Origin of the sequence: Dactylosporangium maewongense (assembly GCF_039531485.1) — a bacterium.
Taxonomy (GTDB): Bacteria; Actinomycetota; Actinomycetes; order Mycobacteriales; family Micromonosporaceae; genus Dactylosporangium; species Dactylosporangium maewongense.
This window is the reverse complement of sequence record NZ_BAAAQD010000001.1, coordinates 803,186-821,447: the sequence shown is the minus strand read 5'-3', so window position 1 is coordinate 821,447 and position 18,262 is coordinate 803,186. Positions and strand designations below refer to the sequence as shown.

At 74.6% G+C, this 18,262-nt stretch carries 19 protein-coding genes; 9 read left to right on the top strand and 10 right to left on the bottom strand.

Features of this window, described 5'->3' with window-relative positions; all coding sequences use genetic code 11:
* Positions 1–199: 199 nt before the first annotated feature.
* From ABD332_RS03615 to ABD332_RS03595, 5 genes are all read right to left on the bottom strand, one after another.
* Complete coding sequence (locus ABD332_RS03615; RefSeq protein ID WP_344499452.1) at positions 200–3,382, bottom strand: CHAT domain-containing protein; 3,183 nt, start codon at positions 3,380–3,382, stop codon at positions 200–202.
* A gap of 89 nt (positions 3,383–3,471) precedes the next feature.
* Positions 3,472–3,915, bottom strand: a complete 444-nt coding sequence (locus ABD332_RS03610; protein ID WP_344499450.1) for a hypothetical protein — start codon at positions 3,913–3,915, stop codon at positions 3,472–3,474.
* Positions 3,903–4,505: an RNA polymerase sigma factor gene (locus ABD332_RS03605; RefSeq protein WP_344499449.1), complete on the bottom strand. Its 603-nt coding sequence runs from the start codon at positions 4,503–4,505 to the stop codon at positions 3,903–3,905. Before ABD332_RS03605 ends, ABD332_RS03610 begins: the two co-directional genes overlap by 13 nt.
* Positions 4,502–5,806 carry a S8 family peptidase gene (locus ABD332_RS03600; protein WP_344499448.1) on the bottom strand — a complete coding sequence of 435 codons (1,305 nt, stop codon included), beginning with the start codon at positions 5,804–5,806 and terminating at the stop codon, positions 4,502–4,504. The genes ABD332_RS03605 and ABD332_RS03600 overlap by 4 nt, the downstream gene beginning before the upstream one ends.
* 77 nt (positions 5,807–5,883) lie before the next feature.
* The gene (locus ABD332_RS03595; RefSeq protein WP_344499445.1) at positions 5,884–7,464 is read right to left on the bottom strand and encodes a methyl-accepting chemotaxis protein; all 1,581 of its coding nucleotides are present in this window, start codon (positions 7,462–7,464) and stop codon (positions 5,884–5,886) included.
* A gap of 108 nt (positions 7,465–7,572) precedes the next feature.
* Here ABD332_RS03595 and ABD332_RS03590 point away from each other — a divergent pair, with 108 nt between their 5' ends.
* The 4 genes from ABD332_RS03590 to ABD332_RS03575 all read left to right on the top strand — a co-directional run bounded on the left by ABD332_RS03590 (position 7,573) and on the right by ABD332_RS03575 (position 11,024).
* Complete coding sequence (locus ABD332_RS03590; protein ID WP_344499443.1) at positions 7,573–8,265, top strand: SMI1/KNR4 family protein; 693 nt, start codon at positions 7,573–7,575, stop codon at positions 8,263–8,265.
* Positions 8,262–8,960 (top strand): hypothetical protein, encoded by a 699-nt coding sequence (locus ABD332_RS03585; RefSeq protein WP_344499441.1) that lies wholly within the window; start codon positions 8,262–8,264, stop codon positions 8,958–8,960. Before ABD332_RS03590 ends, ABD332_RS03585 begins: the two co-directional genes overlap by 4 nt.
* A gap of 35 nt (positions 8,961–8,995) precedes the next feature.
* Entirely contained in the window at positions 8,996–9,292 is a 297-nt protein-coding gene (locus ABD332_RS03580; protein WP_344499439.1) for a DUF1330 domain-containing protein, read from the top strand.
* Positions 9,293–9,437: 145 nt separating this feature from the next.
* Positions 9,438–11,024: a methyl-accepting chemotaxis protein gene (locus tag ABD332_RS03575; RefSeq protein WP_344499437.1), complete on the top strand. Its 1,587-nt coding sequence runs from the start codon at positions 9,438–9,440 to the stop codon at positions 11,022–11,024.
* 6 nt (positions 11,025–11,030) lie between these two features.
* Here the strand turns inward: ABD332_RS03575 and ABD332_RS03570 are convergent, their stop codons facing one another.
* The gene (locus ABD332_RS03570) at positions 11,031–11,513 is read right to left on the bottom strand and encodes an SRPBCC family protein (protein WP_344499436.1); all 483 of its coding nucleotides are present in this window, start codon (positions 11,511–11,513) and stop codon (positions 11,031–11,033) included.
* Positions 11,514–11,597: 84 nt separating this feature from the next.
* On the opposite strand from ABD332_RS03570, the gene ABD332_RS03565 reads away from it, so the two are divergent.
* Positions 11,598–11,726 carry a hypothetical protein gene (locus ABD332_RS03565; protein WP_344499434.1) on the top strand — a complete coding sequence of 43 codons (129 nt, stop codon included), beginning with the start codon at positions 11,598–11,600 and terminating at the stop codon, positions 11,724–11,726.
* Here the strand turns inward: ABD332_RS03565 and ABD332_RS03560 are convergent.
* Positions 11,713–12,360, bottom strand: coding sequence for a lysophospholipid acyltransferase family protein (locus ABD332_RS03560; RefSeq protein ID WP_344499432.1), 648 nt, complete (start codon positions 12,358–12,360; stop codon positions 11,713–11,715). The genes ABD332_RS03565 and ABD332_RS03560 overlap by 14 nt on opposite strands.
* Before the next feature lie 44 nt (positions 12,361–12,404).
* Between ABD332_RS03560 and ABD332_RS03555 the strand changes: the two genes are divergently transcribed.
* Positions 12,405–12,998, top strand: coding sequence for a TetR/AcrR family transcriptional regulator (locus ABD332_RS03555; RefSeq protein WP_344499430.1), 594 nt, complete (start codon positions 12,405–12,407; stop codon positions 12,996–12,998).
* Here ABD332_RS03555 and ABD332_RS03550 read toward each other — a convergent pair.
* On the bottom strand, positions 12,995–13,723 hold the full coding sequence (locus ABD332_RS03550) for a class I SAM-dependent methyltransferase (protein WP_344499428.1): 729 nt from the start codon (positions 13,721–13,723) through the stop codon (positions 12,995–12,997). The two genes, ABD332_RS03555 and ABD332_RS03550, sit on opposite strands and share 4 nt — an antisense overlap.
* Positions 13,724–13,825: 102 nt before the next feature.
* Here ABD332_RS03550 and ABD332_RS03545 point away from each other — a divergent pair, with 102 nt between their 5' ends.
* Positions 13,826–14,485 (top strand): HAD family hydrolase, encoded by a 660-nt coding sequence (locus ABD332_RS03545; RefSeq protein WP_344499426.1) that lies wholly within the window; start codon positions 13,826–13,828, stop codon positions 14,483–14,485.
* A 14-nt stretch (positions 14,486–14,499) separates the two neighbouring features.
* On the opposite strand, the gene ABD332_RS03540 is transcribed toward ABD332_RS03545, so the two are convergent.
* Together ABD332_RS03540 and ABD332_RS03535 are read right to left on the bottom strand one after the other, a co-directional pair.
* Positions 14,500–14,808: an MTH1187 family thiamine-binding protein gene (locus ABD332_RS03540; RefSeq protein WP_344499424.1), complete on the bottom strand. Its 309-nt coding sequence runs from the start codon at positions 14,806–14,808 to the stop codon at positions 14,500–14,502.
* A 23-nt stretch (positions 14,809–14,831) separates the two neighbouring features.
* Entirely contained in the window at positions 14,832–16,130 is a 1,299-nt protein-coding gene (locus ABD332_RS03535) for a M20/M25/M40 family metallo-hydrolase (RefSeq protein WP_344500704.1), read from the bottom strand.
* A gap of 187 nt (positions 16,131–16,317) precedes the next feature.
* Between ABD332_RS03535 and ABD332_RS03530 the strand changes: the two genes are divergently transcribed.
* Positions 16,318–17,826: a S8 family serine peptidase gene (locus ABD332_RS03530; RefSeq protein ID WP_344499422.1), complete on the top strand. Its 1,509-nt coding sequence runs from the start codon at positions 16,318–16,320 to the stop codon at positions 17,824–17,826.
* 92 nt (positions 17,827–17,918) lie between these two features.
* Positions 17,919–18,251 (top strand): hypothetical protein, encoded by a 333-nt coding sequence (locus ABD332_RS03525; RefSeq protein WP_344499420.1) that lies wholly within the window; start codon positions 17,919–17,921, stop codon positions 18,249–18,251.
* Positions 18,252–18,262 lie beyond the last annotated feature (11 nt).

Here is an 18,262-nt window from a genome sequence, read left to right as displayed (position 1 = left end):
ACGAGCTGCAATGGTCTCGCGTGCCGGCTTCTTCTGCTGGACGGGCAACAGCTGGCCGCGGTGCTGCGTCGACGCCGCCGAGGTGCTGGACCTGATCCGCCGACCAGCCGCACGCGGCGGGGAGCGGATCCGCCGACCGGTCGCTCGCGGTGGGGACCTGATCCGCTGGTCCCGGGGAAACGGTGGGTCGGGGTGCGGGTCAGGCGGCGCCGAGGCAGACGAACGGGCCGGGGTGGTCCCTGGTGGCGGCGGCGAGGGCGGTCGCGGCGTCGGCGCCGGCGTGGATGTGGCGGTGGAACGCCGTCATCGTGGCCATGGCGGTGTCGTCGCCGACGCGGCTGGTGCTGGCGATGACCGTGGCGGTGCCGGTGGCGAGGAGGGCGGCGGCCATGCCGAGGGTCTCGTCGCCTGGGCGGACCTCGGACTGGCCGAGGTCGCAGGCGGACAGGACGACCATCGTCGGGGGTTTGGTCAGACGTTGGAGGTCGTAACCCATGAGCGGGCCGCCGGCCAGGTCGAGGGCGGAGAAGAGCGGGTTGTCGGGCTCGTGGTGGCCGTGCGCGGCGATATGGGCGATGCCGGCGCCGTCCATGGCGGACAGTGCGGCGGCGGGGGTGGCGGCCGCGCCGGTGAGGGCGGTCGCGGCGCGGTCCAGGGCGGCGATCGCGTGGATCTCAGCCTCGGCGCGGTCGTTTCCGGGGCCCGCGAGCAGCACCGTGGCGGAGGTGACGGCCACGCCGATCAGCGCCGCCGTGGCATGGGCAGCGGCCGAACCGGTCGCTGCCGCCGCGGCTGAAGCAGCGGCGGAGCCGGTCAGCGCCGCCGCGGGTGAGGCAGCAGCCGAGCCGGTCAGCACCGCCGCGGGTGAGGCAGCAGCGGAGCCGGTCAGCACCGCCGCGGGTGAGGCAGCAGCCGAACCGGTCAGCACCGCCGCGGCCGGGTCCAGGGCGGCGGTCGCATGCGGCGCTCCCGAAGCGGGGTCGTTGCCAGGCCCCGCAGACAGCGCCGAGCCGGTCAGCGCCGTCGCGGTCCGGTCCAGAGCGGCGATCGCATGGCTCTCCGCCGAGATGCGGTCGTTGCCAGGCATCGCGGCCGAGGTGACGGCCGAGACAGCCAGCACCGCCGCGGCAGATGCAGCGGCCGAGTCGGTCGGCACCCCCACCGCGTGGGCAGCGGACGAGTCGGACAGCGCCGCCGCCACATGGGCAGCGGACGAGTCGGACAGCGCCGCCGCCACATGGGCAGCGGACGAGTCGGACAGCGCCGCAGTGGCATGGGCAGTGGGCGAGCCGGCCGGCATCGTCGCGGCGTGGTGCAGAGCGGCGATCGCATGACGCGCTGCTGCGGCGCGGTCGGTGCCAAGGCCCGAAGTAGCCGGGAGGGGCAGGCGGGAGCGGGCGGCGAGCCACGTCGTCGCGGACAGCGTGACGGTGACGGGACGGCCGGTGCAGCCGGGCAGCATCCCCCACGGGACGGTCACCAGGGCGCCGGTCGGCACGACCACGAGGGCGCGGTCGGCGATGCGGTCGAGGACGGGGGTGAGCAGGATGCCGGCCAGGGTGGTGGCGTCGCCGGCGGTGGCGGTCGCCAGGGCGGCGGCCATCCTCGGGGGCAGGGACCGGCCCGCGGCGGCGTCGAGATCGGCGCGCAGGCGCAGCAGTGATTCAGCGGCCGCGGCGTAGGAGCCGAGCGGGACGACGGTCGCGTGGCCGTCCACAATGGTCAGTGCTAGCAGGCGCGGGCCGTCGCGGAGGTACGTGACCATCGCGGTGGTGCCCAGGGCGGCACGGACGGCGGTGAACGACGCGGGCCGGGTCGCCGTGCCGGGGCCGGAGACGGTCCAGGACTGCTCGCGGATCGTGCGCAGCAGGGCCGTCTCCCGGTGCCGCAGGTCGGACAGTGTGCGGCCGGGACGGTCCCGGGTGGCGGGGCGGACGCTGCCGTCCAGCTCCGCCTGGCGGAGGACGGCGCGGACCTGGCGCAGCTCCTCTAGGGCGGCGGCCGCGGCCGGGTCGGTGGGCGGGCGGACCGGCGGCAGGAGCATCGCCTGGGCGCGGGCGAGCTCGGACCAGCGGTAGATGTCGCGTGGCGTGCCGTCGCGGACCGCCGCCGCCAGACCCGCGGCGGCCAGGTCGCGGCCGTGTGCGGAGGCGCCCGTCTGCAGGTCGAGGCAGCCGAACCGGGCGCGGTGCCGCTGCAGCTCCCGCAGTCCGGCTTCCCGGTGCCGGGCGGCGGCGGTCGCGTCGAGCAGTTCGCTGCGGGTGAGGTGCCACAGCAGCCGCGTGTCGAGGCGGCTGGATCGTGGCGGCCGCGGTGGGAGGGTCCCTGATGACCTGGCCGCGACGAGGCGGGCGACGGTCGCGTCCTCCCGCAGGCCCAGGTCGTCCAATGTGGACGCGAGGGCCGTCGCGCGGTCGGTGAGGGCGGGGCGGCCCGCGGCCTGCTCGGCGCGCAGGACCAGCAGCAGCGACAGCGCGGCCCAGCGGTGGTTGTCGCGACGCAGAAACGCGGCCCTCGCAACGGTCGCCAGGTCGCGGGCGGCCGTCGGGTCGCCGCGCAGGAGGGCGGCCTCGGCACGGGCGAGCTGCGCCTCCGCGTAGTCCTGGCCGGTCCGCCGACGCCGGAACTGCGCGACGGCCCAGACCAGCTCCTGCTCGGCGTCGCGGAAGAGCCCGGCGGCCGTGAGCGCCCGCGCCCTGTCCAGTGCGAGGATCGGCAGCATGCCGGGTTTGCTCAGCTGGTACCGCGGAGCCACCTCCCGGTAGACGGCGAGCGCGGCGGGGATGTTGCCGTTGAGGTGGTCGAGGTAGCCGAGGCTGTGCCTGGCCATCGGGATGATGCGGTCGAAGCCGGCCCGCTCGGCGACTCGGACGGCGCGCTGGAAGTCGTTGCGGGCCGCCCGCATCCGGGCCAGTCCCATGTGGACGTTGCCGCGGTTGTACAGGGCGCGGGCGAGCGCCTCCGGTTCGCCGCCGGACCGCAGGGCGGCGACGGCCGCGTCGAACTGCCGCAGCGCCTCCTCGTCGCGGCCGAGGCGGCTGAGGACGACGCCGCGCTGGCCGTACACGGCGCCGCGGCCGTCCGGTGGCAGCAGCGCCTCCGCCTCGTCGAGCAGGCGCAGGCCGGCGTCGACGCGACCCTGGTCGACCTCCGCGTAGCCGAGCGTCGCGAGCAGCCGCGCCCGGACGGTCGCGGCGCCGGCCTGGTCAGCCGCGGGGAGCCGGTCGAGCAGGCGCAGGCCCTCCCGGAGCAGCTTGGAACCCTGGACGGGACGCATGTCGGCGGTGACCCGCTGCCCCCGGTCGTGCAGCGCCGCGGCCCGCTCCACGACGACGGCCGGCCCCCCACGGCCACGCGCCGCCGGCAAAGCAGCCGGACGCACGGCCGGCGAGGCAGCCGGAACAACAGGCGGCACAACAGGCGGAACAGCAGCCAGCGAAGCAGCGGCGGGACGCGGCGCGTCTGCCGTGCTCACAGGGCGAGCGCGGGGGTCACGACGGTCGGGCCGGACGGCGGTTGGACGACCAGTTGCGCCAGGCCGCGCGGGACGTTGTCGAAGACGAACCGGCCGTCGGCCCCCGCGTGGACGGCGCTGTCGGGGTGGGCGGCGACCCGCAGCTCGACCCGCAGCGGGCCGGGCGGGGCCAGCCAGCCGTCGAGGCGGACCCGGCCGTCGGCCCGCTCGACGACCGAGATCATCACGGTGAGGCTGGCGGAGTCGAACGTGATGGTGCGGCTGTGCTCGCTGGCCCGGGCGCCGGAGCCGGTCAGGACCTCGCGCTCCAGCCAGGCCATCTCCGTGTCGACGGCGTCGACTTCGAGGGCGAACATGACACGGTCGTCGAGCCCGGCCGGTGGCGGGTCGGTGCGGTCGAGGGCGCCGGCGAGCAGGCGCAGGAGGGTCAGTTCGTCCATGTCGGGTCCCAGGCGGCGTCGGCGAGGAGGAGGTCGCGCAGCTTGTTCAGGCAGCGGCCGCGGGTCGGGCCGATCGAGCCGCGCGGCATCAGCAGCGCCTCGCCGACCTCGGTGTAGTCGGGGCGGTGGACGGTGGCGACGATGCGCAGCAGCCGCCGGCAGCGCTCCGGCAGCTCCGCGAAGTGCCGCAGCAGGACGCGGTCCCGCTGGTCCGTGAGGACCTGGTCGACCGGCCCGGGTGCCGGGTCCTCCAGCTCGACGAGCGCGTCGGGGTCGCCTGCGGGCCTGCCGTGCAGGCGCTGGCGGGCCCGCCACGCGCCGTGCCGGGTCGTCGACACGAGCCAGCCGGTCAGCGACTGCGGTGAGCGGATGCCGTCCAGATGGCGCAGCAACGCCAGCCACGTCGCCTGCACCACGTCCTCGGCCTCGTCGGGCGGCAGGCCGGCGGCCCTCGCCACGTGCCACAGCGTCGGGTTCAGCTCGACGACGACCTCCCTGAGGGCCTCCCGGTCGCCGCCGCGGGCGCGCTCCAGGCAGCCGGCGAGTCGCGTGTACCGGTCGGCCTGCGCCTCCTCCACGTGGGTGTTCATAAGGCGGCCAGCTCGCCGGCGTGCAGCGCGCAGGCGAAGGACGTGCCGCTCCACCGGGCCCAGCCGCGGAAGGCGTCGGGGTCGACGCCGACGCCCGCCGAGCCGCGGACCGGTGGCTGCTCGTCGCCGTCCCACACCGGCATCAGGCTGATCAGCGCCGATCCCGGCCGGCGGACCTGCACCCAGTCGCCGTGGTTGCTGTAGTAGGCGTCGCTGCCGTCCGGGTTGAGCGCGCCGACGGTGACCACCGGGACGTCCGGCGTGCCGGCGACCGAGAGCGCCGTGAACGCGCCCGGGAAGGTCGGCACCGGTGAGCCGTCGTTGCCCGCGGGCACCACGACCGGCACGCCCGCCCCGCCGAGCGCGCCGAGCACCGCCCGCAGCCAGCCGAGCACGAGGGCGTCGTCGGGCAGGTTGGCGGTGACGGTGATGGGGCAGCACACCACGTCGACGAACGTGGGGTCGGCGGTCCGCTGCTCGTGCAGCCAGCCGAACGCGTTGATGAGCTGGTCGATGTGGGTCGTGCCGTCGTCGTCGACCACGGGGACGGACAGGATCCGCGCGTCCGGGGCGACCTGGCGGATCAGCCCGGCGGAGAACGTGCCGTGCCCGAAGCACTTCGGCATGCTGCGGAAGGACGCGGTCTCCGGCGGCCGGAGCCGGGCCGGGCCGCGCCGCCATCCGTACTGGCCGGCGTCGGCCCAGACACCGTCCGGGCCCGGGTCCGGGTCGCCGAGCCACGGTGCGGGCCGGCCGGGCGCGTGCGGGTCCAGCGCGGTGTCCAGCAGCGCGACCACGGGCCGCCGGCCGCCCGGCAGCGCCGACAGCGGGCGGCGGGCCGGCGGCGGCAGGGACGCGGTGACCGGGATCCGGCCCAGCGGCCCGCCGACGAGCGCGGCCAGCTCGGGCAGCGGCCCCGTCTGCCGGACCGCGCCGGGCTTCGGCCCCGGGTTGTCGAACCCGAACGACCCCACGGCCAGGACCGGACCGGGCCACGGCGATGGCCCGGTCCGGAGCTTCAGCAGCGCCAGTACGTCACTGACGGACAGCACGGGCTCGTCCGGCAGCGACAGCTCGGGCCGCCGGACCACCAGCGCCGTCACGACGGGGCGCGTGGCCGGTCCGTCCTCCGGCTCCACCCGCCACCCGGAGCCGAGGTCGGCGAGGCGCGCGTTGCACCAGGCGACCGTCTCGGCGACGTCCGCGCCGGACGCGACGAGCAGCGGCGGGTCGCTGTGGTGCGGCTCGGGCAGCCCCGCCAGCCGGTACCAGTGCCCGGCGCCTTCAAGGTTGAACGGCATCGCGACCTCCGTGACTCGTCCTTCCGACGACAAGAGACCGCGGGGGGCCGCTCAGATACATGCGACCCTCATCCGGGCTACAGCCGGAACTGGCCGACCAGCTGGCGCAGGTCCTGGGACATCTGGGCCAGGCCGGCGGCGGCGCTCTGCGCCTCGGCGACACCGCGGGTGGTGGTGGCCGCGGCGGTGGCGACGCCGGAGATGCTGCCGGCGATCCTGTCCGCGCCGGTGGCCGCCTCCGCGACCGAGCGGCTCATCTCCGCGGTCGTCGCCGACTGCTCCTCGACGGCGGAGGCGATCGTCGCCTGGTACTGGTTGATCTCCTCGACGACGTCGCCCATCCTGCGGATCGCGTCGGCCGCGGCGGCGGTGTCGGCCTGGATCGCGGTGACGCGCTGGTGGATGTCCCCGGTCGCCTTCGCGGTCTCCTGCGCGAGCTCCTTGACCTCGTTGGCGACGACGGCGAAGCCCTTGCCCGACTCGCCGGCCCGGGCGGCCTCGATGGTCGCGTTGAGCGCGAGCAGGTTCGTCTGCTCGGCGATCGACGTGATCAGCTTCAGCACCGAGCCGATCTCGTCGGACGAGGCGGCGAGCTGGTCGACCTTGTCGTTCGCGGCGGCGGCCTCGCGGACCGCGCCGCTGGCGACCCCGGCGGCGTTCGCGGCGTTGCGGGCGATCTCCTGGATCGAGGCGCCCATCTCCTCCGCGCCGGCGGCGATCGCGTTGACGTGCCGCGACACCTCGCCCGAGGCGTCCGACGCGCCGTGCATCTCCCGGCTGGACGTCTCGGCCGCGCCCGAGATGCCGTCGCTGACCTGCGACAGGCTCTGCGACGCCGCGGCGAGCGTGTCGGAGCTGGTGCTGACCTCCCGGATCGACCGGCTGATGCTGTCCAGCGCGGCGTCCAGGTGCGCGGCCATCTGCCCGATCTCGTCCCGGCCCTTGATCTGGGCCCGGTGGGTGAGGTCGCCCTTGGCGAGCGCCTCGAGCACCGCCCTGACCCGGCGGACCGGCCCGCCGATGGCCCGGATGACCGGCACCGACAGCAGCAGCAGGAACACCACCCCGATCAGGATCACGCCGACCGTCGCCCACCGGGCCGTGGTCTGCGCCGTGACCATCGTGGCGCGCTCCTCCTTCACGTGCGCGTCGATGCTGTCCTGCAGCGCGCCGAGCTTGTCGTCGACCGCGTGGTTGCGCTCGGCGATCTCCGGTTCCCGCGCCTGCACCGAGGCCTGGTCCTTCTGGGCGTCCCGGACGAACGTGCCGATGAAGTCGTTGAACTTGATGGCGTCGGCCTTGATGTCCTCGACGGCCGCCCGTACATCGGCCGGCAACGACAACACGTCCAGCTCGGCGAGGGTGTCGGTGACCGAGGCCTGGTCGCCGGGCAGGTCCTCGATGATCGGTGCGACGTCCTTCTCCGCGAGCGCCCGGTACGCGTCGACCTTGAGCTCCGCCTCGCGCGTGTCCAGGTGGTGCATGAGCCCGCTGGCCTCCTGCAGGTCCCGCACGATCTCGGCCTGCTCGGCGAGCGTCACCTGCGCGACGATCCCGACGCCGCCGGTGGTCGCCGAGATGACGACGCCGGCGGCGCACAGCACCCCGATCTTCTGCACGATGCCGAGGTCGGCGAACATGCCCATCTGGTCCCCCATCACACCGACGCCACGGGCGCACCACCCGATCCACCCGATACATCGGCGTTGCGGGCCGGTTGCTGAGTAAGATTCGCCCGGTCGCGCGACGGCCGCGGATCGGGGGCGATGGTGGACGACGAGATCGTGGCGGCCTGGGGGCGGATCGAGGCGGCGCTGGGGCGGGTGTTGCCGGCGGCGCTGGAGCTGCTGCCCGGACCGGCGGACGGCGCCGCGGTCGAGGCCGTCGAGGCGGCGTTACAGAAAGCGCTGCCGGAGGACTTCAAGGCGAGCCTGCTCGTCCACAATGGAACGACCTGGGGGATGCCCAGCCCGATGCCGCTGTACCAGCTGTACGGCACGGACGACCTCGTCGGGCGGACCCGCGAGTGGTGGGACTGCGCGGATCCCGACCCGGAGCTCGACGAGCCCGGCGCCTGGGCGCACCACATCGACGAGGGCTCGCTGCACCTGCGCGGGGCGGTGCGGCCGGTCGTCGGCGGGGAGCGCACCGTCCTCATCGGCGACCTGAACGGGGACGTGCTGTGGTACCTCGACCTGGACCCCGCGCCCGGGGGCACGGTCGGGCAGGTGGTGCGGGTCGACGTCGAGTGCGCCATGTGGGACGTCCTCGCCCCGTCGTGGCGGCAGCTGCTGCTCGACTACGCCGCCGAGCTGGAGCGCGACGCCGCGGGCGAGCCGACGACCCTCGACATCGACGCGCGGACCGGGCCGACGTGCGACTGGGGCGTCAAGGACCGGATCAAGGGGCACCGGCCCGCATGGCTGCGGGACGTCGCGGCGCGGGAGCCGTACGCGTGACAGGGAGCGGCGATACCTTCTGCGTCGACGCGTCGGGCCAGGTGCACGGGGTGTTCCCGCCGGGCGCGCACGTGTTCCCCGTCGGCGCGGCCGAGGTCGGGGCGCTCGACGCCGCCGTGCGGGAGGCGCTGGCGCAGCGGTGGGTCGTCACCGGCGGGTCGGTCGAGCCGGGCCCGTCCCGGACCGGGATGCTCCAGCGGTACGTCCGCGAGCGGCTGCCGGGCCTCCTCGACGCGCTGCTGGAGCAGCGGACCGTCGGGCCCGCGACGCTCGCGCGGGCGGTGGCACGGGTCGAGGCGTTCGAGGAGCTCGGAGCGCCCGAACGGGTCGTCGCGGCGGCGCGCGCGTTCGCGCTGGAGGTCGCCGCGGAAGGCTGGCGCCCGGTCGTCGACCTGGACCTGCTGCTGCCCGACCCGGCCGAGGTGGCCGCCGCCATGGACGACGACGCGACCCTGGCGGTCGCCGACCTGTCGCCGATCGTCCTGCTGGCGGCGCTGTGCGCGGTCGGCCCGGCCCAGTCGGTACCGGCGGAGGATCCGGCGCTGCGATGGCACCGGCTCGGCGGCGAGGCCCCCGACATCCCCCACGAAAGGGCCGTGGGACTGGCGGTGTACGACGAGTGCGTCGAGCGGCTCGACTACGCGCTGACCCCCGACGGCGGGGCGCTGCTGGCGGTCACGTTGCCGACAGAGTGAGCGCGGACGCGGGCACGGGCCGGTGAGATGATCACGTGACAGTCTTCGCCATCGCCCAGATCTCCGTCCACGACCGGCCGCGGTACGAGCGGTACGTCTCCCGGTTCATGCCCGTCCTCAAGCAGTACGGCGGCCGGCTCCTCGCCGCCGACGAGCGGGCGACCGTCGTCGAGGGCGCGTGGCCGCACGACAAGCTGATCCTGATGGCGTTCGAGGACCGGGCCGCGTTCGAGCGGTGGGCGGGCTCGCCGGAGTACCAGGAGATCTCCAAGGACCGGGTCGCCGCCACCGAGGGCGTGGTGCTCCTGGTCGACGGCGTGCCGGGCGCCTGAGCGCGGGACCAGTCAGCCAGGCCCCCGAGCCCGGGCCACCCCGACCGCACCCGCCAGGGAACCTGGTCACGCCGCACGCGGCGCGAACGGCGCGAATCTGAGGAAGTCTCATTCGCGGCGGGTGTCTCGTCCCTAACGTGGAAGCGTGGCTCTGCGTAATCTGAGTGTGAACGTCAGGATTGTCGCGGCTGTACTGGTCGCGGTGCTGGTGGCTCTGGTCAACGGGGTGCTGGCGGTGTCGGCCCTCGGCGGCGCGAGCGATGCCGCGCAGCAGATCTACCGGGAGAACGTGGCGCGTACGAGCGCGGTCGGCATGATCCGGCTGGCGGCGGCGCAGACCCGGGTCGACCTGGCCAACCATGCGATCTCGCACGGGGACCCGACCAACCAGAAGCAGTACGAGCAGGACTTCACCAACGACGTCGACAAGTTCGCCGCGGCGCTGACGGCGTACCGGGCCAGCGGGCCGGCGGGCGACACGGCGACCATCGACGAGCTGAAGACGAGCTGGGACAAGTTCGTCCAGATCGGCCAGACGGTCCAGCTGCCGAACGGCGTGAAGGGCGACATGGCGGCGTGGCTGGACGTGCGGAACACCCAGGTGGCGCCGGTGTTCGCGATCATCAACAAGGACCTTGACACGCTGGAGAGCGCGGAGGCGGGCGCGGCGGCGGCCTCCGCGAAGGCGGCCCGCGACTCCTACGAGTCGAACCGGACGATGGCGATCGTGCTGCTCAGCATCGGGATGGTCGGCGCGCTCGCGCTCGGGTTGTTCGTGGCGCGCGGCATCGTACGGTCGCTGCAGCGGGTGAAGGCGGTCTGTGAGGGGCTCGCCGAAGGGGACCTGACCCGCACGACGGGGCTGACGTCGCGGGACGAGCCGGGGCAGATGGGCCGGGCGCTGGACACGGCGACGGCGCGGCTACGGCAGACGGTGTCGACGATCGACGGGTCCGCGGGCCGGCTCGCCGGGGCGTCGGAGCGGATGTCGGGCGTGGCGACGAGGATCGCCTCGTCGGCGGCGCAGACCTCGGCGCAGGCACAGACGGTCGCCGCGGCCGCGGAGGAGGTGTCGCGCAGCGTCGACACCGTGTCGGCGGGCAGCGAGGAGATGGGCGCGTCGATCCGCGAGATCGCGCAGAACGCCAGCGAGGCCGCCCGCGTCGCCAACGAGGCCGTGCAGATCACCGAGCAGACGTCCGCGACGATGAGCCGGCTCGGCGACTCGTCCGCGGAGATCGGCAACGTCATCAAGGTCATCACGTCGATCGCCGAGCAGACGAACCTCCTGGCCCTGAACGCGACGATCGAGGCGGCCCGCGCGGGCGAGGCCGGCAAGGGCTTCGCGGTCGTCGCCTCGGAGGTCAAGGACCTGGCGCAGGAGACGGCCCGGGCCACGGAGGACATCTCCCGGCGCGTGCAGGCGATCCAGGACGACACCAGCGGGGCGGTCGCCGCGATCGAGCAGGTGTCGGCGGTCATCGCGCGGATCAGCGACTTCCAGACCACGATCGCGTCGGCCGTGGAGGAGCAGACCGCGACCACGTCGGAGATGAGCCGCAGCGTGACGGAGGCGGCCGCCGGCACCGGCGAGATCGCCCAGAACATCACGGGTGTCGCCGAGGCGGCCCGGCTGACCAGCACCGGCGTGACCGAGTCGGAGCAGGCGACCGTCGACCTGGCCCGCATGTCCGGCGAGCTGACGGACCTGGTCCACACGTTCCGCTATTGACGCCGGTCACCGGCCCGGGACGGGAGCGCGCTCGACCTCCCGGGCCATGGCGCGCAGCGCCCGGCGGAACCCGATCCTGCCGACCGCCGTCACGACGAACGGGAACCGCCTGGTCAGCGCGTGCGGCATCACCGTCACGTCCTCGTGCCAGACGACCAGGCTGCGGCCGCCGGGCAGCGGGATCACGTCGAAGGCCGCCGTGCCGTGGATCACCCGGCCGGACTTGTCGACGTCGCACCGGCCGGGCTCGTCGCCGGGCTCGTCACCGGCCGGCGGGCGCCACACGGCCACGGTCATCGGGTCGTCGAACCCGACCCGGCCGATGCCGGAGCGCGCGACGAACGTGGCGCCGATCCCGTCGGGGCGCGGCGTCACGACCCGCACCGACGTCAGCGGCGCCCAGTCGCCGTGCCTGGGCCAGTCGACCAGCGCCGCCCACACCCGCCCGGCGGGCGCGGCGACGTCGAGCGTGACGCTGAAGCGTGCCATGTCCCCATTGTCCGTCGCCGGATGCACCCGCCGGCGTTCGCGGTGGCTACCGTCCGGCAATCCGCGCCGCCCAGACTCGGACGCATGGTGGTGATCAGCAGCTGGAGCGTGCAGGACCCCCCGCAGTCCCGGGCCGAGGTGGCGCGGGAGCTGGTCGCGGTGTGGTTCGTGCACGCGCGCCGCTCGCTCCGCCTGATCCTCAAGGGCTGCTGACGCTCCCCTTCGCTGCCGAGGGCGTTCCGGTGCCGCCGGGGTGGGTGTTGTACCGGTCGGCGCGGTCCTGTCCGGACAGGGCGCCGATCGCGGCCATGATCTCGTCGGTGGCGGCGCGGCGGGCCCGGGGGTCGCCGGGCAGCCCGGTGCAGTGCAGCGGCTCGCCGAAGCGCACGGTGATCCGCGTCCGGCGGGGCAGCGCACCGGTGCCCGCCAGCGCGACCGGGACGACGGGCGCACCCGAGGTGAGGGCCAGCCACGCGACGCCGGTGCGGCCACGGTACAGGCGGCCGTCCCGCGACCTGCTGCCCTCCGGGTAGATGCCGAAGGCGCCGCCGCCCGCGAGGACCTCTACGGCCGCGTCGAGCGCGCCCTGCGCGGCCCGGCCGTCGCCACGGCGGACCGGGACCGCCCCGGTGGCGCGGAACCACCAGCGGCGCAGCCGGCCGCGCTCGAAGTACTCGGCCTTCGCGAGGAACACCACGCGGCGCGGGACGACCAGCGGGATGACGACGCTGTCGTAGAACGACAGGTGGTTGGCCGCGACGATGACCGCGCCGCGCTCTGGCACGAGGTGGAGCCCTTCGACGCGTGGGCGGTACATGAGCGAGAACAGCAGCCGGAGGAGTCGCATCGGCAGAGAATAGCGTCCGAACGGTCGGACGCTATAGTGGTGTGATGAGTCCTCGTCGAACTCTCGCCGAGGCCCGCCTGACGCGGGCCGGCATCATCCGGCACGGCGTCGACGTCGCCTCCGTCGAGGGCCTCGAAGGGCTCACGATCGGCCGGCTCGCCACCGACCTCGGCATGAGCAAGTCCGGCGTCCTCGGCCACTTCGGCGACAAGGAGTCCCTGCAGCTCGCCGTCGTCGAGCTGGCCGCCGACGAGTTCTGGCGCGACGTGTGGGAGCCCGTGGCCGCGGCCCCGGCCGGGCTGCCACGGCTGCGCGCCGTCGCGGGGTCCTGGCTGCGCTACCTGACCGGTGACAGGCCGCCGGGCGGCTGCTTCTTCATGGCGGCCGGCCCGGAGTTCGACGACCGGCCGGGCCCGGTCCGCGACGCGATCGCCGGCGCCGCCGACCGCTGGCACCGCGAGCTGCTGCACCAGGCGCGCCAGGCGGACGGCGAGGTGGCGCGGGATCCCGAGCAGGTGGTCTTCGAGCTGACCGGCATCATGCTGGCGCTGCACGCCGCGCACCGCCTGCGCCGCGACCCGTCCGCCCCGGCCCGCGCGGCGCGTGCGGTGGCGCGGCTGCTGGACCTCCGGGACTAGGCCAGCACGAGCAGGTCGAGCGCGTCGACGACCGGGCCGGGCTCGGTCTCCGCGAACCGCCGCAGGCGGGCCAGGCCCGCCGCGTATGCCTCGTCGCTGATCAGCTTCAGCGGGGTGTGCGCGTCGCGGCGCAGGGCCTGTGCCGCCTCCCGCCACGACGGCGCCGTGGTCTGCGGGACCCGTTCGAGGGCGACGGTGCGGAAGCCGTCCCGGAACGCCGCCTCGACGTCCGCCACGCTCGGGTACGTGTCCAGCACCTCGGCGGCCTCCGGGAAGCACCGCACCAGCGCGAGCCCGTCGTGCCGGCCGGCGAAGACGGACCGGATCAGCAGCGGCGCGCCCGGGCGCAGGACCCGCCGCAGCTCCCGCGCCGCGGCCGCCAGGTCGGGCACGTGATGGATCACCGTCGACACCCAGACCGCGTCGACGGTCCCGTCCCCGACCGGCAGCTGGGCGGCGTGCCCTTCGACCACCGGCCGGTGCAGCGACCGGGCCCGCATCGCCGCCGACGGGTCCACCGCCAGGACCTCGACGCCGGGGAACCACTGCGTGAACGCCCGCGCCCAGCTGCCCGTGCCGGAGCCGAGGTCCAGCAGCCGCTGCCCGGGCCGTGGCGAGACGTGCCGCCCGACCGCCTCCCGCCACGCGTCCAGGCTCGCCTCGCTCAGGTGCCGGTTCGCCTCGAACGCCGCCGCTTCCCTGTCGTCGTACGCGATCCGCCCCATCCGCCGAGCCAACCGCCCACCGGCCCGGGATTCAAGGGAACGTGCATCGATTCACAGCACTGCGGCGATGCCGCGGTCGCGGTTGCTGTTAGCGTGCCTGGCATGCTGCCCCGGTTCCTGGTGTTCGACCTCTTCCACACGCTGGTCGACGGCGCCGACGGCGAGCGCGACCGGGTCGTCGGCGAGATGGCCGAGATGGTGGGGGTCGACCCGTCGGCGCTGCGGCAGGCGTACCGCGACACCTGGGACGAGCGGCTCACCCGCTGGAGCGTCGAGGAGACGATCCACATCCTGGCGGGCCGGCTCGGCGTCACCCCCGCCGAGGACGCCGTCGCCCGTGCCGCCGCGCACCGCCGGGCCCTCGCGCGGCGGGTCCTGGACGCCGCCGGCCCGGCGACCCTCGAGGCCCTGGACGCGCTGCGGGCCGGAGGAGCGCGCCTGGCGCTGGTGAGCAACGCCACCTCGGAGGCCGCCGAGGCCTGGCCGGCGTGCGTGCTCGCGCCCCGCTTCGACGTCGCCGTCTTCTCCAGCGTCCTCGGCGTCGGCAAGCCCGACCCGCGCATCTACCTGGCCGCCGCCGCCGCGCTCGGCGCCGATCCGGCCGACTGCGTGTACGTCGGCGACGGCGCGGACGGTGAGCTGGCCGGTGCCGCCGCGGTCGGCATGCGCGTGGTGCGCACCGTCGAGCACAAGGACACCGACCCCACCTGGCCCGGCCCGGTCATCAGGACCCTCCGCGACCTCGCGGACTGCTCCGTGTAGCGGGGCCGGGCGCCCTACTCGAGGCCGGCGAGGTGGTGCTCGACGCTGGCGACCTTCTTGTCGAGGGCGCCGGTCACGCCCTCGCGCCAGTCGACCTTGATGACGGTGGAGGTGCGGGGGGACTTGGCGTGGACCGCCTCGACCGCGGCCTTGACGACGGCCATCACCTCGTCCCAGGTCTCGCCCTCGACGGCGGTGAACATGGCGTCGGTCCGGTTGGGCAGGCCCGATGCCCGCACGACCCGGACGGCCTCCGCGACGAGGGCACCGACCTCCTCACCCGAGCCGAGCGGGGTGACACTGAACGCGACGAGCACCGACATGCGGCCACCCTACCCAGCCCCGGTCAACACATTCGCAGGAAGCGGTCCAGGACGCGGGTGCCGAAGAGGAGGCCGTCGACCGGGACACGCTCGTCGATGCCGTGGAAGAGCGCGGTGAAGTCGAGGTCCGGCGGCAGGCGGAGCGGGGCGAAGCCGAGGTTGCGGATGCCGAGGCGCTGGAAGGACTTCGCGTCGGTGCCGGCCGACAGCATGTACGGCAGCAGGCGCGCGTCAGGGTCCTCGGCGACCAGCGCGGCGGTCATCGCGTCGACCAGCGTGCCGTCGAACGTGGTCTGCACGGGCGGCATGCTCTTCCACTCGCGGCTGACACCGGGCCCGACGACGGCGTCGACCTCGCTCAGGAACGCCTCCTCGCGGCCGGGCAGCATCCGGCAGTCGAAGATGGCGGACGCGGTCGACGGGACCACGTTGTCCTTGTAGCCGGCGGTGAACATGGTGACGTTCGCGGTGTCCCGCAGCGACGCGCCGATCATGCGGGCGACGGACCCGAGCCGGCCGAGCACGGCCGCCGGGTCATCCTCGGAGAAGGGGACGCCGGTCAGCTCGCTCACCCCGGCGAGGAAGTCGCGCACCGGCGGGGTCAGCACCAGCGGGAACTCGTGCGCGTCGAGCCGGGCGACCGCGGCGGCGAGCCGGGAGACGGCGTTGTCGGTGTGCAGCAGCGAGCCGTGCCCGGGGGTGCCGCGGGTGGACAGCCTGAGCCAGCCGACGCCCTTCTCCGCGGTTTCGACGAGGTACGCACGGACCCCGTCGGCCACGGTGAGGGAGAAGCCGCCGACCTCGCTGACCGCCTCCGTCACCCCGTCGAACAGGTCGGGGCGGTGGGTGACGAGCCAACCGGCGCCGTGCACCCCGCCGGCCTCCTCGTCGGCGAGGTACGCGAAGACGATGTCCCGCGGCGGGACCACCCCGTCGCGGCGGAACCGGCGGGCCACGGCGAGGCTCATCGCCGCCAGGTGCTTCATGTCGACGGCGCCGCGGCCCCACACGTACCCGCCGGACACCTCGCCGGAGAACGGGTGCACCGACCACTCGGAGGCGTCCGCCGGCACGACGTCGAGGTGGCTGTGCACCATGAGCGCGCCGCGGGACGGGTCGCTGCCGGGCAGGCGGGCGAAGACGTTGCCGCGGCCCGGCGCGCCCGACTCGACGTACGTCGTCTCGTAGCCCACGTCCTCGAGCCGCTCCGCCACGTACTCGGCGGCGAGCCGCTCACCGCCGGTGCCGTCCGGCGACCCGGTGTTGGTGGTGTCGAACCGGATCAGCTCACTCGCCAGGGCAACAACCTCGTCCACCCGCAGGACGGTAGCGCTTCGGCGGCCCGGCGGACGACTTGAGGGTTTCCCGCGAACACGACCCGCCGGTCGGACGCGGGTCGGTCAGACCGTGTCGGGTGAGCGGGCGGAACGCGACTCCCGCCGGTGACAGGACCACTCCGGGGCGGTGATCGTGGACGCGACCGCCGAAGCGATTGGAGCGCGCACCTTGGTGACTCGCAGACGAACCATGCTGGCCCTGACGGCCGGCGCGCTGGCCCTGCCGGTCGCGTTGACGGCCGGCGCCGCCGCGACGCCGGCCGCCGCGACCGGGGGCTGGTCCAGCTCCTGGGCCTCGACGGCCGACACCAGCTCCCCGGCGACCACCCTCGCCCAGGTGCGCACCATCATCGGCGCCGACACCGGCGCGGCCGCGGCGCTGACCGGCAAGGGCGTCGGCGTCGCGCTCATCGACACCGGCGTCGCGCCCGTGCCGGGCCTGCCTGCGGCGCAGGTCGTCAACGGCCCCGACCTGTCGTTCGAGTCGCAGGCGGCGAACCTGCGTTACCTCGACACCTACGGGCACGGCACCCACATGGCCGGCATCATCGTCGGCGACGACACCGCGTCGGGGACGAAGGGCCTCGCGCCGCAGGCGAAGCTCACCTCGATCAAGATCGGCACGGCCCGGGGCGCGGTCGACGTGACCCAGATGATCGCCGCCGTCGACTGGGTCGTGAAGCACCGCAACGACGACCCCGCCAACCCGATCCGCGTCATCAACCTGTCCTACGGCTCCGGCGGCAACCCGCCGAACTGGACCGACCCGCTGCAGTTCGCGGTGGAGAAGGCGTGGCAGGCGGGCATCGTGGTCGTCGCCGCCGCCGGCAACAACGGCAACGGCACCACCAAGCTCACCAACCCCGCCATGGACGAGTGGGTCCTCGCCGTCGGGGCGACCACGACGAACGGTACCGACGCGACCAAGGACGACACGCTCGCCACGTTCACGAACCTGTCCACCGGCGGCAACCAGGTCGACCTGCTGGCGCCGGGCACCTCGATCGCGTCGCTGCGCGACCCCGGCTCCAACATCGACAACACCTACCCGTCCGCGCGCGTCGGCACCACCCTGTTCAAGGGCAGCGGCACCTCGCAGGCGACCGCGGTCGTCTCCGCGGCGGCGGCCCTCGTGCTGCAGTCCAAGCCGTCCGCCACCCCCGACCAGGTGAAGGAGTGGCTGATCAAGGGCGGCACCTTCCTGCCGACCGGCAAGGCCGGCACCATGGGCCTGCTGGAGCTCAACGTCAACGGCGCGCTCGCCCGCACCGGCACCGCCGTCGCGAAGCCGACGTGGAACACGTCCAGCGGCAACGGCACGTTCGAGCTGTCCCGCGGCACCAGCCACGTCGTCCTCGACAACACCCCGCTGTCCGGCGAACGCTCCGTCTGGGGCGCCCTGGCCGCACCGCAGTGGGCCGCGAAGGCCGCCACCCAGTCCTCCTGGTCCGGCGGCACGTGGATGGGCTTCAAGATCGCCGGTGACGGCTGGACCGGCACGTCGTGGGCGTCGAAGACGTGGGCCCCGGCGACCTGGGCCGTGACCCCGTGGGCGACCGGCGCGACGTGGACCGATCCCGCGTGGACCGGCCGCACGTGGTCGGGCCGCACCTGGTCCGCGGGCACCTGGTCGGGCCGCACCTGGTCCAGCGACGACTGGTCGGCGACCAGCTGGTCCTAGGTGTGATCCAGGTCACCATTGCGGAGCCAACCTCCAGTGGCGTCGTGCGTCTATCGCTGCGAAAGCTGTACCTCGTCCACTGGAGTGCCGCGATGCCCCTGAAGGTCCGTTCCGCTGTTTACGTCGTGTGCGCGGCCGCCGTCGCCACGATCGGCGCTGTGTCCGCCGTCGCGTTCGCCGACGACGCCCCGCCGCCACCGGCCGTGGTGCCGTCGCCGGTGCCGTCGTCGGTGGCGCCGTCGGTCGTGCCGTCGCCGGCCCTGCCGGTGCCGTCGGTCGTGCCGTCGCCGGCGTCGGCTTCGGCCCTGCCGTCGCCGGTGCCGCGGTCATCGTCGGTCGTGCCGTCACCGGCCCTGCCGTCACCCGTGCCGTCGCCCGTGCCGCGGTCGTCGTCGATCGTGCCGTCGCCGGTGCCGCTCCGGTGACCCCGGCCCGC

Coding starts and splice junctions, on each gene's coding strand:
- ABD332_RS03610 (WP_344499450.1), bottom strand. CDS start 3,915: ATGGACGAACTGACCCTCCTGCGCCTGCTCGCCGGCGCCCTCGACCGC.
- ABD332_RS03605 (WP_344499449.1), bottom strand. CDS start 4,505: ATGAACACCCACGTGGAGGAGGCGCAGGCCGACCGGTACACGCGACTC.
- ABD332_RS03600 (WP_344499448.1), bottom strand. CDS start 5,806: ATGCCGTTCAACCTTGAAGGCGCCGGGCACTGGTACCGGCTGGCGGGG.
- ABD332_RS03595 (WP_344499445.1), bottom strand. CDS start 7,464: ATGGGGGACCAGATGGGCATGTTCGCCGACCTCGGCATCGTGCAGAAG.
- ABD332_RS03590 (WP_344499443.1), top strand. CDS start 7,573: ATGGTGGACGACGAGATCGTGGCGGCCTGGGGGCGGATCGAGGCGGCG.
- ABD332_RS03570 (WP_344499436.1), bottom strand. CDS start 11,513: ATGGCACGCTTCAGCGTCACGCTCGACGTCGCCGCGCCCGCCGGGCGG.
- ABD332_RS03565 (WP_344499434.1), top strand. CDS start 11,598: ATGGTGGTGATCAGCAGCTGGAGCGTGCAGGACCCCCCGCAGTCCCGG.
- ABD332_RS03560 (WP_344499432.1), bottom strand. CDS start 12,360: ATGCGACTCCTCCGGCTGCTGTTCTCGCTCATGTACCGCCCACGCGTC.
- ABD332_RS03555 (WP_344499430.1), top strand. CDS start 12,405: ATGAGTCCTCGTCGAACTCTCGCCGAGGCCCGCCTGACGCGGGCCGGC.
- ABD332_RS03550 (WP_344499428.1), bottom strand. CDS start 13,723: ATGGGGCGGATCGCGTACGACGACAGGGAAGCGGCGGCGTTCGAGGCG.
- ABD332_RS03545 (WP_344499426.1), top strand. CDS start 13,826: ATGCTGCCCCGGTTCCTGGTGTTCGACCTCTTCCACACGCTGGTCGAC.
- ABD332_RS03540 (WP_344499424.1), bottom strand. CDS start 14,808: ATGTCGGTGCTCGTCGCGTTCAGTGTCACCCCGCTCGGCTCGGGTGAG.
- ABD332_RS03525 (WP_344499420.1), top strand. CDS start 17,919: ATGCCCCTGAAGGTCCGTTCCGCTGTTTACGTCGTGTGCGCGGCCGCC.